The 13,846-nt window shown below is 66.0% G+C and carries 17 protein-coding genes; 12 read left to right on the forward strand and 5 right to left on the reverse strand.

Annotated features, from left to right (window positions below):
* Nucleotides 1-71: 71 nt before the first annotated feature.
* Nucleotides 72-941 (forward strand): hypothetical protein, encoded by an 870-nt coding sequence (locus AMS69_RS04780; protein WP_053966923.1) that lies wholly within the window; start codon nucleotides 72-74, stop codon nucleotides 939-941.
* A gap of 1 nt (nucleotide 942) precedes the next feature.
* Here the strand turns inward: AMS69_RS04780 and AMS69_RS04785 are convergent, their stop codons facing one another.
* Complete coding sequence (locus AMS69_RS04785; protein ID WP_053966924.1) at nucleotides 943-1,728, reverse strand: DUF7089 family protein; 786 nt, start codon at nucleotides 1,726-1,728, stop codon at nucleotides 943-945.
* On the reverse strand, nucleotides 1,729-1,824 hold the full coding sequence (locus AMS69_RS21250) for a hypothetical protein (protein ID WP_420870597.1): 96 nt from the start codon (nucleotides 1,822-1,824) through the stop codon (nucleotides 1,729-1,731).
* Nucleotides 1,825-1,895: 71 nt separating this feature from the next.
* Between AMS69_RS21250 and AMS69_RS04790 the strand changes: the two genes are divergently transcribed.
* The gene (locus AMS69_RS04790; protein WP_053966925.1) at nucleotides 1,896-2,282 is read left to right on the forward strand and encodes a RidA family protein; all 387 of its coding nucleotides are present in this window, start codon (nucleotides 1,896-1,898) and stop codon (nucleotides 2,280-2,282) included.
* Nucleotides 2,283-2,309: 27 nt separating this feature from the next.
* Here the strand turns inward: AMS69_RS04790 and AMS69_RS04795 are convergent, their stop codons facing one another.
* On the reverse strand, nucleotides 2,310-3,779 hold the full coding sequence (locus AMS69_RS04795; RefSeq protein ID WP_053966926.1) for an MATE family efflux transporter: 1,470 nt from the start codon (nucleotides 3,777-3,779) through the stop codon (nucleotides 2,310-2,312).
* Nucleotides 3,780-3,862: 83 nt separating this feature from the next.
* On the opposite strand from AMS69_RS04795, the gene AMS69_RS04800 reads away from it, so the two are divergent.
* Nucleotides 3,863-4,303, forward strand: coding sequence for a MaoC/PaaZ C-terminal domain-containing protein (locus tag AMS69_RS04800; RefSeq protein ID WP_053966927.1), 441 nt, complete (start codon nucleotides 3,863-3,865; stop codon nucleotides 4,301-4,303).
* On the opposite strand, the gene AMS69_RS04805 is transcribed toward AMS69_RS04800, so the two are convergent.
* Complete coding sequence (locus AMS69_RS04805; RefSeq protein WP_053966928.1) at nucleotides 4,293-4,538, reverse strand: ferredoxin; 246 nt, start codon at nucleotides 4,536-4,538, stop codon at nucleotides 4,293-4,295. The two genes, AMS69_RS04800 and AMS69_RS04805, sit on opposite strands and share 11 nt — an antisense overlap.
* 114 nt (nucleotides 4,539-4,652) lie before the next feature.
* Between AMS69_RS04805 and AMS69_RS04810 the strand changes: the two genes are divergently transcribed.
* Genes AMS69_RS04810 through AMS69_RS04830 form a run of 5 tightly spaced genes read left to right on the forward strand, consistent with a single transcriptional unit; the run spans nucleotide 4,653 to nucleotide 10,098 of the window.
* Nucleotides 4,653-7,049: an ATP-dependent DNA helicase gene (locus AMS69_RS04810; RefSeq protein ID WP_053966929.1), complete on the forward strand. Its 2,397-nt coding sequence runs from the start codon at nucleotides 4,653-4,655 to the stop codon at nucleotides 7,047-7,049.
* Nucleotides 7,049-7,576, forward strand: coding sequence for a KEOPS complex subunit Cgi121 (gene cgi121 / locus AMS69_RS04815; RefSeq protein WP_053966930.1), 528 nt, complete (start codon nucleotides 7,049-7,051; stop codon nucleotides 7,574-7,576). The genes AMS69_RS04810 and cgi121 overlap by 1 nt, the downstream gene beginning before the upstream one ends.
* Before the next feature lie 38 nt (nucleotides 7,577-7,614).
* Nucleotides 7,615-7,902: a hypothetical protein gene (locus AMS69_RS04820; protein ID WP_053966931.1), complete on the forward strand. Its 288-nt coding sequence runs from the start codon at nucleotides 7,615-7,617 to the stop codon at nucleotides 7,900-7,902.
* Entirely contained in the window at nucleotides 7,899-9,203 is a 1,305-nt protein-coding gene (locus AMS69_RS04825; protein ID WP_053966932.1) for an oxidoreductase, read from the forward strand. Before AMS69_RS04820 ends, AMS69_RS04825 begins: the two co-directional genes overlap by 4 nt.
* Before the next feature lie 52 nt (nucleotides 9,204-9,255).
* Nucleotides 9,256-10,098, forward strand: a complete 843-nt coding sequence (locus AMS69_RS04830; RefSeq protein ID WP_053966933.1) for an alpha/beta fold hydrolase — start codon at nucleotides 9,256-9,258, stop codon at nucleotides 10,096-10,098.
* Between the two features lies 1 nt (nucleotide 10,099).
* Here the strand turns inward: AMS69_RS04830 and AMS69_RS04835 are convergent, their stop codons facing one another.
* Nucleotides 10,100-10,645 (reverse strand): MaoC family dehydratase, encoded by a 546-nt coding sequence (locus AMS69_RS04835; RefSeq protein ID WP_080508796.1) that lies wholly within the window; start codon nucleotides 10,643-10,645, stop codon nucleotides 10,100-10,102.
* Between the two features lie 300 nt (nucleotides 10,646-10,945).
* Here AMS69_RS04835 and AMS69_RS04840 point away from each other — a divergent pair, with 300 nt between their 5' ends.
* From AMS69_RS04840 to phaC, 4 genes are read left to right on the forward strand one after another with little or no spacing between them, the layout of a single operon-like run.
* The gene (locus AMS69_RS04840; RefSeq protein WP_053966935.1) at nucleotides 10,946-11,245 is read left to right on the forward strand and encodes an AbrB/MazE/SpoVT family DNA-binding domain-containing protein; all 300 of its coding nucleotides are present in this window, start codon (nucleotides 10,946-10,948) and stop codon (nucleotides 11,243-11,245) included.
* Nucleotides 11,246-11,252: 7 nt separating this feature from the next.
* Nucleotides 11,253-11,810, forward strand: a complete 558-nt coding sequence (locus tag AMS69_RS04845) for a hypothetical protein (protein WP_053966936.1) — start codon at nucleotides 11,253-11,255, stop codon at nucleotides 11,808-11,810.
* 45 nt (nucleotides 11,811-11,855) lie between these two features.
* Nucleotides 11,856-12,401 carry a poly(R)-hydroxyalkanoic acid synthase subunit PhaE gene (locus AMS69_RS04850; protein ID WP_053966937.1) on the forward strand — a complete coding sequence of 182 codons (546 nt, stop codon included), beginning with the start codon at nucleotides 11,856-11,858 and terminating at the stop codon, nucleotides 12,399-12,401.
* Between the two features lie 2 nt (nucleotides 12,402-12,403).
* Nucleotides 12,404-13,819 carry a poly(3-hydroxyalkanoate) polymerase subunit PhaC gene (gene phaC, locus AMS69_RS04855; RefSeq protein ID WP_053966938.1) on the forward strand — a complete coding sequence of 472 codons (1,416 nt, stop codon included), beginning with the start codon at nucleotides 12,404-12,406 and terminating at the stop codon, nucleotides 13,817-13,819.
* Nucleotides 13,820-13,846 lie beyond the last annotated feature (27 nt).

Genomic DNA, 13,846 nt, shown 5'->3' on the forward strand with positions numbered 1-13,846 from the left:
ACGGGGTTGACTTGTGGTCAGCGACACCGAACCGAAAGATAATTTGCACCCAAACTAAATAGGTTCAATTCATGAATAGGCGAAATTATATTGCGATTGCCGGGAGCAGCCTCACACTGCTGGCTGGCTGTACCACGGGTGAGGAAAGTACTGACGGCGAGACGAGCACAACAGCGACGGATTCTCCCGGGACGGAGAGCGTCACAGAAACGCCGACGGATACACCGACACCGGAGCCCGACCCGAAAGCGACTATCACCGATGCCGGACTGCTTCGAGAACGGGAGCGATACACGGACCTGGCCCGGGATATCGGGAGCGTCGGCCTCGGGGGAGAAGTCATCGTCGGGCTGGAATACGAACTCCCGGTCAAGGACGGAGCTGTGTCGGCTATTATCCAGGCGACAGTATACGACGACGACGATACTGAACTCGACCGGTCCTCGATGGATTCCGACGCTGTCGTTCAGGACGGCTCGGCGTTTGTTTCACACGAAGGCTGGTTCGCATTCGATACCAGTGACTGGCACACTGGACGATATACGATAGAACTGGTGATTAACGCCACGGAATACGGAACAACGGCCGACCCGGTGACAGTCGAGTTTGATATCGTCGAACCGCTTGGTGAGAGCGACGTTGCACTCGAACTGGTCGAAAAGCCCAACACCATCCGGGTGAACGAGCCGTTCGACCTGACGTACAATATCCGGAACGTGAGCGACCGGGATTCAAGCCTCACCGTCGATGCGGTGGTTGTCGACCACGAGGAAGTGGATGCGGTCGAACTCGAACGGGACCTCAGTGGCAATATCCCGGCAGGCGGCCGGGAACAGTTCAGTGAAGTGGACTTTTCGACCAACGTGACCGGTGAGTTCACCTATCGGATTCCCGAACTCGGCGTCGGCTTCCCGTTCACTGTCGAACCGCCCCGGGACTGAGTCACTCCATCTTCTCGAAGGTCGTCTCGGCCCACTGGACGGCGTAGTCAGCGCCGTACTCCAGATACGCGTCGGTGTCGAGTGCGGCAAACGGCGCGGGCAGGTCCAGACCGTGTTTGACGCCACTGCAGGCGAGTTCGGTGGCCGCGGCGAACTCAGTCTGGCCCTGTGCAATCTCGCTGGGGAGGTCTTCGAGGCGGGGTTGCAGGCGCTCGCCGGCGTCGTCCCACGCCGCGTACAGGTCCGGGTAGTCGTCGGCCCAGTCGGTGAACTCCCCGCGGGTCTGGAGCCCGAGGTACGCCGTGTAAAGGGCTGCTGCGAGCTGGTACCGGGCATTGGCGTCGAGGTGGTCGTCAGTGGCAGCGACGAACGCCGGATACTGCTCGGCAAAAAAGCCCAGAAAATGCTCGGGCTCGTCGAGACTGACCTCGACCAGCGCTTCGGCGACGAGAAACGAGACGAACTCGTCCGGCGAGGTCTCCAGCCGCGGCTTGACAAACACGCAGGGCGGGACCGTCTGGCGCGTCCAGGCGACGCCGCCGTCGCCGGGCATCCCGATAGTGAGGCTGTTTCCGATGTACTCCTGTAGCACCTCTGGCGCTGTGGTCGGGAGCGACGCACCGTCGTAGGAGATCTGATCGAGGCTGTCGGTCACCAGCAGGAGTTCCTCGGCGACTGCGGGGTCCAGTGTCTCGAAGTCACGGTCGCAGTTCAGTACGAGCGTCTCCGGGGCGTAGGCCGCACGTACTGCCGGCAATTCGCCGGTCAGTGAACGCTCGGTGAACATCTACGCCGAGAACAGAGCGAGGTTGATGACGATACCGATCGACAGCAGTGCTGACACGCCGATTGTTCCGAGGACGATTTTCGTGGCTTTGCTCATGTCAATGAGTATCCCGGGCCAGACATTAAAACTTGAGAAACGATTTTCGGGGTCCGCAGTGTTCGTCGAGTATGCGCCGCGAACGCACTTCGACAGGCACCGACTGGGAGCAACAGGTCGGGTACTCGCGGGCGATACGTGCGGGTGACACTGTTCGCGTCGCCGGCACCATCGCCACTGACGACGACGGCGAGGTCGTCGCGCCGGGTGACCCGTACGAACAGACGAAACACGCTTTCGATATCGTTACCGACGCGCTGTCAGATCTCGATGCGTCCATCGAGGACGTGGTCCAGACACGGATGTACGTCACCGACATCGACGACCAGGAACGGGTTGGCGAGGCCCACAGCGAGTTCTTCGACGACGTTCGTCCCGTGGCGACGATGGTGGAGGTGAGCGGGCTGGCGACACCCGAGGCCGTCGTCGAGGTCGAGGCCGTCGCGCAGGTCGGGTGAGCGGTCGACGGCGGCCCGCAGACGGGCTCAGTCGTCGGCCGTACCCACGCCCGCCTGCCTGGCCACGTCACGCCACCCGCCGGACCAGAACCGGCCCGCGTTGACCGCGGCCTTCAGGTAGAAGTCGCCGACGAGCGCGGCGAACACCGCCGGGAGCCCGAGGCCGAGTCCCGGTGAGACGGCGACACCGAGGACCGGAACCGTCACGACGAACGACGACGGCAGGGCGAGCGCGGCCACCGGGAGCCGGTAGCAGTAGCCGCCCAGCACAGTCCCGTACAGCGGCCAGCGGGTGTCGCCAGCGCCCCGCAGGCTCCCCCGCATCGTCCGCGAAATCGAGAAGCCGGCGACGAGCAGGCCGAACACGCGGACGAACGCCGCCGCCAGGTCGGGGTAGGCGGTCCCGAACAGGCCGACGATGGGGCGGGCCAGAACCACCAGCAAGAGCGCCACGACGAGCTGGACGGCCAGTGCCACCCGGAGCGACTGCCAGCCATAGGCGGTCGCCTCGCCCTCGTCGCCGGCTCCCAGGGACTGCCCGACGAGCGTCGACGCGGCGGTCGCGTACCCCCACGCCGGCATCAGCGCGAGCAGCATCACGCGGCGGCCGATGGCGTAGGCCGCGAGCGTCGGCGTCCCCAGCACGCCCAGGATGAACAGGAACGGGAAGCGGGCGAACGTCTGGAGCAGGCGCATCCCGGTCAGCGGGAGGGCGACGCGGACGATTTCCCGCACGAGGTCGGCGCTGAACTGCGGGCCGCCCGGCCGGAGCGTGACGACGTACCGGCCCGACAGCAGGAGCCCGAGAAATATCACCGCCGCGAGCGTGTTCGCGATGGTCGTCCCCCACGCCGCGCCGGCGATGCCGAGTTCGGGGAACGGGCCGACCCCGAAGATGAGGACGGCGTTGAGCGCGACGTTCGTCGGCAGCGTGAGCAGGCGGACGTACATCAGCGTCCGGGTGTCGGCGCTGCCGGCCAGCGCGCGGGCGGCGACCATGCTCCAGAATCGCGGGGCCAGCGACAGCATCACGATGGCGAGATACGTCGCGCCGAAGCGGATGGTCGCCGGGTCGTCGGTGAGCACGCCCACGAGTAGCTCCGGATAGCGCCAGCAGATCGCCGACAGCGGAACGGAAATGAGCAGCGCGATCCACAGCGACTGCTTGACGGCGAGGTTCGCCCGCTCGGGCTGGTCGGCTCCCTGGAGCCGCGAGACGACGCTAATCGTCCCCGAGGAGACCGCTAGCGAGAGTCCGAACCCGACGAAGTAGTACTGAAAGCCCAGTTCGAGGCCGGCGATGGCCGCGTCGCCGAGCGCCAGGCCGACCATCAGGAAGTCGGCGAGGCGAAGCAGGATGCGGAGGCCGCCGGTGACCATCACCGGCGCGGCGAGGTCGGTCGCGGCGGTCGCCTTCTCGCGGTCGACGAGCCCCGCGCTGGCCAGCATCGCGGGGAACGCGGTCAGCAGACGGCGGAGAGGGCCACCGCTCGGCATCGCCCTGATCTCGGTGGTCCAGCCCCCTGTGGGTTTCGGGACGAGGCCGTGGCTTTTTCGGGCACAGCGCCGACAGCCCGCACATGCCTCCCGTCGAAGCCGGCGAGACGTTCACCGAGACGCGGACGTTCCGGCCCGAAGACGTCGACCAGTTCGCCGTCCTCTCCGGCGACGACCAGGCCCGCCACACCGACCCCGACGCGGAGGGTCGGCGGATGGTTCAGGGGTTGCTCACCGCGTCACTGCTTACCAGCATCGGCGGGGACCTCGAAGTGCTCGCCTCGCGGATGGACCTGCGGTTCCAGCGGCCGGTGTACACCGGCCAGCCGCTGGTCTGTGAACTGACGGTGACGAGCGTGGAGCCACGGGCCGACGGCGGCGTGGCCATCGTCGGCGACGTGACCGTCCGGCGCGTCGACCGCGGCGACGAAGCCGACCGGGCTGACGCGACCGCCGCGGAACCGGCCGGCGGGGACGGCACCGTCGTCCTCGAAGCCACCGTCGAAGGAATAATCAGGGAATGAGCTGTTCGCCGTCGTCGTCGTAGACGGTGATGGCGTCGACCGGGCAGGACCGGGCGGCGAACTTCGCGTCCAGTTCGGCGTCGTCCGGGACCTCCCGGACAAACACGTCTTCGTCCTGTTCTTCGCTGTCCGCCAGCACCGCTTTGCCGGCGTCCTCGTCGCGTTCGAAGGCGTCCCACTCCGCGACACACTGGAACATCCCGATACAGGTGTCGTAGTCGTACTCGACTCGCATACCTCGTGTTAGCCGCTCGCGGGCAAAGGCGTTCCCCTCGGTGCTCGATGGGCCAGCGGACCGAGCGGGTGCAGTGCGACAGTTTAAATCGGGGCAGGACCCAATCGGGGTGTAATGGACGTTGCGGACCTGCCGGGCGTGCCCGAGTGGCTCCCGGACCACCTGCGCGACGACGGCATCGAGGAGCTGTATCCGCCACAGGCCGAGGCCGTCGAGGCCGGCGTCACCGAGGGGGAGAACCTGGTCGCGTCGATTCCGACGGCCAGCGGGAAGACGCTCATCGCCGAGCTAGCGATGCTCTCTTCGGTCGCTCGCGGCGGCAAGGCACTGTACATCGTTCCGCTGCGGGCGCTGGCAAGCGAGAAGCAGGCCGACTTCGAGGAGTTCGAACAGTACGGCCTCGACATCGGTGTCTCGACGGGCAACTACGAGTCGGAGGGCGGGTGGCTCGCGGACAAGGACATCGTCGTCGCCACCAGCGAGAAAGTGGACTCGCTCGTGCGCAACGACGCCCCCTGGATAGAGGACCTCACCTGCGTCGTCACCGACGAGGTCCACCTCGTGGACGACGGCGAGCGCGGGCCGACGCTGGAGGTGACGCTGGCGAAGCTCCGGCGGCTCAATCCCGACCTGCAGACGGTGGCGCTGTCGGCGACCATCGGCAACGCCGAAGCGCTGGCGACGTGGCTCGACGCGGGCCTCGTCGACTCCGACTGGCGGCCCATCGACCTCCAGAAGGGGGTTCACTACGGGCAGGCGCTGCATCTCGAAGACGGGAGCCAGCAGCGCCTTTCGGTGCAGAATAACGAGAAACAGACGGCGGCCATCGTCCGGGATACGCTGGAAGACGACGGGTCGACGCTGGTGTTTGTCAACTCCCGGCGCAACGCCGAGGCGGCGGCGGGCCGGCTGGCAAACACCGTCCGGCCCCACCTCACCGATGAGGAGCGGGCCCAACTGGCCAACATCGCCGAGGAGATCCGCGACGTGAGCGATACCGAGACGAGCGACGACCTCGCGGACGCCGTCGCGGGCGGGGCGGCGTTCCACCACGCCGGCCTCTCGCGAGGCCACCGCGAACTCGTCGAGGACGCCTTCCGGGACCGGCTGGTGAAGGTCGTCTGTGCGACGCCGACGCTCGCGGCCGGCGTCAACACGCCCTCGCGCCGCGTCGTCGTCCGCGACTGGCGGCGCTACGACGGCTCGGCCGGCGGGATGGCCCCGTTGTCCGTACTGGAGGTCCACCAGATGATGGGGCGGGCCGGCCGGCCGGGGCTAGACCCCTACGGCGAGGCGGTCCTCATCGCGTCCAGCCACGACGAGGTGGACGAGCTGTTCGAGCGGTACGTCTGGGCCGATCCCGAGCCGGTCCGGTCGAAACTGGCCGCCGAGCCGGCCCTGCGGACGCACATCCTCGCGACCGTCGCCTCCGGCTTCGCCCGCTCGCGGTCGGGCCTGCTCGAATTCCTCGAACAGACGCTGTACGCCAGCCAGACCGACGAGGGCGGCCAGCTCGAACGGGTCGTCGACGACGTGCTCACGTACCTCCAGCGCAACGACTTTCTGGAAATCGACGACGGGGAACTGGACGCCACGTCGCTGGGCCACACCGTCTCGCGGCTCTATCTGGACCCGATGAGCGCCGCCGAAATCGTCGACGGCCTGCGGGACTGGGAACGGGGAGCCAGCGATAGCACGTCGGCAAGTGGGTCGCCGGCTGACACGCAAGCGGAACCGCCAGCGGACAGCGGCTTCACAACCGCAAGCGAACTGGCCGAGGACGCTCACGAAAGCGACGACGACAGGGACCCGGACGATATCTCAGCGCTGGGCCTGTACCATCTCGTCTCGCGCACGCCGGACATGTACCAGCTGTACCTCCGCTCGGGCGACCGCGAGGAGTACGAGATGGAACTGTTCGAGCGCGAGCAGGAGCTACTCGGCCCCACGCCCTCGGAGTTCGAGGAGGGCCGCTTCGAGGACTGGCTCTCGGCGCTGAAGACTGCCCGGCTGCTCGAAGACTGGGCGACGGAGGTCGACGAGGCGACCATCACGGAGCGGTACGGCGTCGGCCCGGGCGACATCCGCGGGAAGGTCGAGACGGCCCAGTGGCTGCTGGGGGCCGCCGAATCGCTGGCCAGCGAGGTCGACCTAGACGCCGCGCGGGCCATCAGCGAGGCCCGCATCCGCGTCGAACACGGTGTCCGCGAGGAGCTGGTCGACCTGGCCGGCGTCCGCGGCGTCGGCCGCAAGCGTGCCCGCCGGCTGTTCCAGGCCGGTATCACCGACCGCGCCGAACTCCGGGACGCCGAGAAACCGGTCGTGCTGGCGGCGCTCCGGGGCCGCCGGAAGACGGCTGAGAACGTGCTGGAAAACGCCGGTCACCGTGACCCGTCGATGGAGGGCGTCGAGCCCGCGGCGGACGTCTCGGTCGACCTCGACGACGGCGAAACGGACACGAACGAGGAAGCGACGGCAAGCGACGACCAGTCCAGTCTAGGTGATTTCTAATGGAGGTTGTCGAAGGCACTGCTGAAATCGACGAGGTGGGGTCGTTCGTGGAGACGCTCGGCGCTATCAGCGACCGCCACGGCGTCACGGTGCAGGCGTTCGACGCCCGCTACGTCGCGGACCGTGCCCATCTCGAACTGGCCGTCGACCTCGCCGCCCGAGCGCACGCCCGCGACGACGCCATCGCCGACGACTTCGGCGTCGAGATACTGCTGTACGCGGCCGGTCGCCGCCAGATAAACCGCGCGCTGACGATGGGCGTCAGTGAGGGGCACTGTCCCGTCGTGGCTGTCGTCGTCGACCCCGACGCGGACGGTTCCCACATGGGCAAAAACGGGGCTGGGGACATCGGCGCGGCCGCAGACGAGGTTCGTGACCGCCTCGCGCCCGCGTCGACGGTCGGCGAGTACGACGAGGACCGCGTCCGGTCGTTTTTCGACGTGACCGACACCGAACTCGCCGCGACGGCCGGCGGCCTCCCCGACGCCGTCCGGGAGCGGGTCGCGTTGTTGCCGGTCGAGAAGTAGCGATAGTGTTTTTGACGACGAGTGTGTTATTTCCACACATGAATCCACAGCGGACGGCACGGCAGCGGGCCAGCGAACGCGCCCGCCGGGTCGAAGCGACGGTCGGCCGCACCACCGGCGGCGACGCGTACCCGGTCCGCGTGGAGGAACTGGCAGACGAGTACGGCAGCACCACGCCACCCGCCGAGGACCGCCCGGCCGCGCTTGCTCACAGCACCGACGGCGAATTCGACTCGCCGACGGAGGTCCGGGCGGCCATCCAGCAGGCGACAGCGCGGGACAGCGCCCGCACAGCAGCGACGTTCGACGAGCGCGAGCAGTCGTGACTGCGCTGGAGACGCCGCTGTCCATCGGCGGCGTCGAGGTCCCCAACCGGCTGTATCGCGCACCGGTACTGGAGTGTGCCGGCAACGGCGAGGGGGCGGTCGACACCCTCGTCGACGAACTCGAACCGACGGCCGCCTCCGGGGTCGGCCTCCTCTTCCAGGGCGCGAGCATCGTCACCGACCGCGGTGGCTGCGCCGCGCCGAACATGACGCGGGTCCACGACCCGGCCTTCGTCGAGCGGCTCTCCCGGCTCACCGGAGCGGTCCACGACCACGGGGGCCGAATCTTCCTGCAACTGGCCCACGGCGGCCTCCGGAGCATGGCGACCTGGCACGCCGAGTACCGCCGACGGCACCCGGACCAGCGCCAACTGGCCGTCAGCCGCCCGCCCTGGCAACTCCGGGCGCTCGACCGGGCCGGCCTGATATCCCTGCGACCGGACGTGCTATCGACCGGCGAGGTGTGGGACCTGGCCGAGCAGTTCGGCCGGTGTGCCGGCTACGCCGTCGACGCCGGCTACGACGGCATCCACCTCTCGGCGGCGAACATGAGCCTGATCCAGCAGTTCCTCTCGCCGTTCTACAATCGCCGGGACGACGAGTTCGGCGACGGCGTCCGGTTCCTCGAAGCGATTCACGACGCCGTCCGCGACCACGCCGGGGACGTGCCGCTGGTCACGAAGGTCCCCGCGGAGACCGCTGCACCGGCTTTCGTTCGAAGGCACCTTTCCCGGGCCGACGGTGTGAGCATCGCCGAGCGGGCGGCGGCCATCGGCTACGACGGACTCGTCCCGGTCGAGGTGTCGCCGTTCTGGGACATGAGCATCGTCCGCGGCGCGTTCCCCGACCGCGCTTGGGCGGCCAGCGACCTGCAGGACGACTATGCGGCGGTCTTCGGCGGCCGACTGCGAGCGCACGCTGTCCAACTGCTCAACAGACTGCAGGCCCGCCGGTTCGGCCGCGACCCGGGCTGGAACGCCGCGTTCTGTCGGGCGGTCCGCGAGCGCGTGGACGTGCCGGTCCTGCTTGAGGGCGGACTCCGGACGCGCGCCGACTGCGACCGGTATCTCGGCGCGACCGGGGCCGCCCCCGCCGCCGACGCTGTCGGGATGGCCCGCCCCTTCTACGCGGAGCCGCGGCTCGGCGCGCGCCTGCTCGACGGCGCGGACGCGCTGTGTGAGAGCTGTAACAACTGCACCGTGCCACAGGTCACCGGCGAGCCAGGCCGGTGTCGGACGCCGGCCGTCGTCCGCGAACAGGCCCGGCTCCGAAAGGACGGTGCGTACGAGCGAACCGAGTGACGGGCTGTCGGAACTGAAAGGCTGATACGCGTCCGGTCCCGAACGAACGCCGATGACTACAGGGATTCGGTCCGAACGCGTCGAACTCTCCGTCGACGGTGAGGACGTCGACATCCACTACCGGACCGGCGGCGAGGGACCGCCTCTGGTGTTTCTCCACGGCATCGGGCTGGACGCCGCGACCGTCTCGTGGCGGCACGCGCTCCCCGCGCTCGCGCCGGATCGAACGGTGTACGCGCTCGATTTGCCGGGCCACGGCGACAGCGACAAGCCCGACCGCGCGTACACGACCGACTACTACCTGGAGACCCTCGCCGAGTTCCTCGACGCGCTCGGCATCGAGGAGCCCGCGCTGGCCGGCCTCTCGATGGGCGGCGCAATCGCGCTCGGCCACGCGCTCGATGGTGGTCCCGTCGAGCGGCTGGTGCTGGTCGACAGCTACGGACTGGGAGCCGATGCCTACTGGCGGACAGCGGCCAGCAGCGTCCTGCAGACCCCGATAGTCGGGAACATGCTCTGGCAGGGCGTCGGATCGTCCCAGTCGGCGATCCGAAACAGTCTCCGAAGTATGAGTCCCGGCGAACCGCCACAGCAACTGGTCGAGGACGTCAATAGCGCTGTCGACCGACAGACCGTCCGGGCGATGCGGCGCTGGCAGCGCAGCGAGTTTCAGTGGTGTGGGTTCCGGACCGACTACTCCGACCGATTAGCGGAACTAGACGTGCCGACGATGCTGATTCACGGGGCTGTCGACCCGCTGCTCCCCCGTCGATGGTCCGAGCGGGCGGCTGGGATGGTCACCGATAGCACGCTGAAAATATTCGACGACTGCGGGCACTGTCCACCGCGGGAACATCCCGACCGTTTCAACCGGGCCGTTCGAGCGTTCTGCTGAGTTATTCCGGCAACTCGTCGATGAGGACGACCGCTTCGCCGTCGATGACGACGTCGTCGTCAGCGAGGACGCGCGTGGTCAGCCGGTACTGTTCGTCGCCGAGGTCCTCGACGATTTCACATTCGGCAGTGAGCCGGTCACCGATACGGACCGGGTTGTGGAACTCCAGGTCCTGTGAGAGATAGATAGTCAGCCCCGGCAGCCGTGCCAGCGCCGCGCTGATGAGGCTCCCGACGAGCGTCCCGTGGGCGATACGGCCGCGAAAACGTGTCTGCTCCGCGAACTCGTCGTCAAGGTGAAGCGGATTCGTGTCGCCACTCGCGGCGGCGAACTGTTGCACGTCGTTTTCCGAGATTGTCTTTGTGAAATCGACGTGGTCGCCGACGCCGAGGCGGCCCGGGTGGTCTTCGGAGATCGAGACGTGCCATTCCGGGAGATCTTCGTCTGGTTCGATACGGTCTGCGGGCGTTACGCCGTCTTCGTCCTCCTGCTGGACGCCGAACGCGGCAAACGCTGCCCGGTTAGCTGCGACGACGCTGTTGAACATGTGTGACGATGTTTCAGTCCATGTGTCTAACAGCGGGTTTCGTGGCGATTCAGAACTCATCTGTCCTGCTAGTTTATTGGTCGGCTTATTAAACCTTGGCGTTGGTTTCGTCTCAGCTGTCGGTAAACGCCGTCTAACGGGCGTCAGACGGGTGTTTGGGCTTACCGTTACCGGTGCTACAGGGCGTAGCACGTCCCTCGCCGCTCATGAACCGCTGATACCACTCTTTACCATTCATTGGTACTCAATGGTTTTCAGCGGAAAGTTTATACTGTTGAGGAGAGTACATGTAGTTGACCGATGGCCGACGAGGATGATGGCCTGCTGTGGCCTCCGATGTTCAAGGGGATGCAACAGGCGAGCGAGAACGCGATGGAACAGCAACAGCAGCTGATGAAACAGATGTTCGCCAACGGTGGCATGCCGAGTTTCGATATGAATCAGCTCGGTGCCATGAGCCAGATGGCGACGTTCAAGACCCGCGTGCAGAGCGGGGGTCGGATCAGCATCCCCGATGCGGAGCGAGAGGCGCTGGGTATCGACGAAGGCGACATCGTGCAAGCCGTCGTCCTCCCGGTCACTAACAACAACAGCGAGTAACCCAACAATGGTAGACTACACAACCCCCGTCACGACAGCGTTCGAGATGCAGCGTGCGACGATAGAGCAGAGCCAGAAAGCGCTCGAGCAGAGCGTTTCCTTCCAGCAGAACGTCAACAACGCGGTTATCGACAGCCTCGACACACAGGAGTCGGCACAGCGCCGCGGTGTCGAGCTCCAGCAGACCGCGTTCCACAGCTACCTCGACGCGATGGCGTCGACGATGCCCGGCATGACCGAAACCGTCGAGCAGATCCGCGAGACCGTCGACGAGCAGTTCGACTTCCTGCTTGAGAACCACGCCGAACTGTTCGACAACATGGAAACGGAACTCGAAGAGGGCGTCGACACCTACGACGAGATGACCGACGAGTACGTCACAGCCGTCAACGACCAGATCGACATGCTCGTCGAGGCCCACGAGGAACTCGAATCGCAGTCTGTCGAGGCCGCCGAACAGTTCGGCGAGCAACTCGAAGAAGTCCAAGAACAGGTCGAGGAGATTCAGGAGCAGGTCGAGGAAGTGCAGGCCGAAGCCGCCGACGCTGTCGACGTCGAAGCGTAACTACGACAGTCGGCTTTTTTGTGCGCCCGCCGCCGAAGTACTATTATGAGCAACACAAACGACATTCAGGAGGAATGGACGGAGATGGTTGAGGAGATGAACAACGCGGTCGCCGACTCGATGGAGCAGAACATGAAGGCCCAGGCGGCCTTCGTGGAGTCGTGGGCCGATGCTGTCGAGGATACGATCCCGGAGCAAGAGGACCTTGCCGAGGGGATGGACGGCTACAACCGCGCCTACGAGGAGTGGATGGACGCCGCCGAGCAGATGGTCGAACGCTCTACCGACGCCGCTCGGGGCGAGGACGTCGATCCCGCCGAGTTCCGTGACATCTGGCTGCAGTCCGCCAACGAGGCGTTCAAACACGTCATGGGAACCTCGGCTTTTGCGGCCGCCAACGGCCAGCTCGTCGAGTCGATGATGGAGATGCAACAAGAAGCGGACGACCTGAGCCAGGACACGCTGGAACAGCTCGGCTTCCCGACGCGAGACGATGTCGACGAGGTCGGCGAGCGACTCATCGAGCTTGAGCGCCGACAGCACGCGGTCGAACAGAAACTCGACCGCGTGCTTGAACACTTAGAAGAGTAATCATGTCAAGCAATCCTTTCAATCCGTTCGAGGCCGCGCTCAACTGGCAGCGCAAGACACTGGAGAACATGACCGACGCCGCCGAGACCAGTCAGATCGCAGACGAGCGGCTGGAACTGCTGGAGTCCGTCGAAGTCGGTCAGACGCCAAGCAACGTCGTGTACGAGGAGAACAAGCTCGAACTCCTCCATTACGACGCCGAGGCTGCCGGCATCGAGGTACCGGACGAGGAGAAGGAAGATGTCCCGATCCTCATCGTCTACGCCCTCATTAACCGGCCGTACATCCTCGATCTGCAGGAGGAGCGGTCGGTCGTCCGACGGTTGCTTGAGGCAGGCCACGACGTGTACCTCATCGACTGGAACGAGCCCTCGCGGCTCGACCAGCACCTCACCCTCGACGACTACGTCAACCGTTACATGGACAACTGCGTCGACGTGGTCCGCGAGCGCTCCGGCCAGGACGCCATCAACATCCTCGGCTACTGCATGGGCGGGACGATGTCGGTGATGTACACCGCACTCCACAAGGAGAAAGTCAACGCTCTCGGGCTGATGGCCGCAGGACTGTGTTTCGACCACACCGGTGGCGTCCTCGAAGAGTGGGGCTCCGACGAGTACTACGAACCCAGCGACGTGACCGACACCTTCGGCAACGTCCCCGCGGACATGCTCGATATCGGGTTTGCGCTGATGGACCCCGTCGAGAACTACGTCACGAAGTACATCCGGTTCGCGGAGAACATGGAGAACGAGGGCTTTGTCGAGAACTTCGGCCGGATGGAGAAGTGGCTCGGCGACGGCATCGACGTGGCCGGCGAGGCCTACGTTCAGTTCCTCGAAGACGTGTATCAGGACAACAAGCTCTACAGGAACGAGCTGGAGCTCAACGGCAAGCACGTCGATCTGGACAACATCGACATGCCGGTCCTCCAGCTGATGGGCGAGTACGACCACCTCATCCCGCCGGAGGCCTCCAAGCCGTTCAACGATGTCATCGCTAGCGACGACACGCGCACCATCGAGTTCTCGACGGGCCACATCGGCCTCTCCGTCTCGTCGTCGACTCACGCCGACCTCTGGCCCGAGGTCGCCGAGTGGTACTCGGAGCGCAACGAGAGCGAGGAGGTCGACATCGAGGTTGAGTCCCCCGATTCCGGTGCCGAAGACGGTGACGACCAGTCGGAACTCACCGACATCGACGTTGACGCGACTGGTGACACTGCGGACGATGTGGAGGCCGACGACGAGCCCGCGGATGTGGATAGCGTCTCCGGTATCGGCCCGACCTACGCCGACCGTCTGCACGACGCTGGCATCCACAGCGTTGCGGACTTGGCTGAATACGACGCGGCCGAACTGGCTGACATCGCCGAGACCACCGAGTCCCGCGCGCAGGACTGGCTCGACCAGCTGTAATCCGGGGCCGTTTTTCCGTTCTCCCGC

Source organism: Haloarcula rubripromontorii (genome assembly GCF_001280425.1).
Taxonomy (GTDB): domain Archaea; phylum Halobacteriota; class Halobacteria; order Halobacteriales; family Haloarculaceae; genus Haloarcula; species Haloarcula rubripromontorii.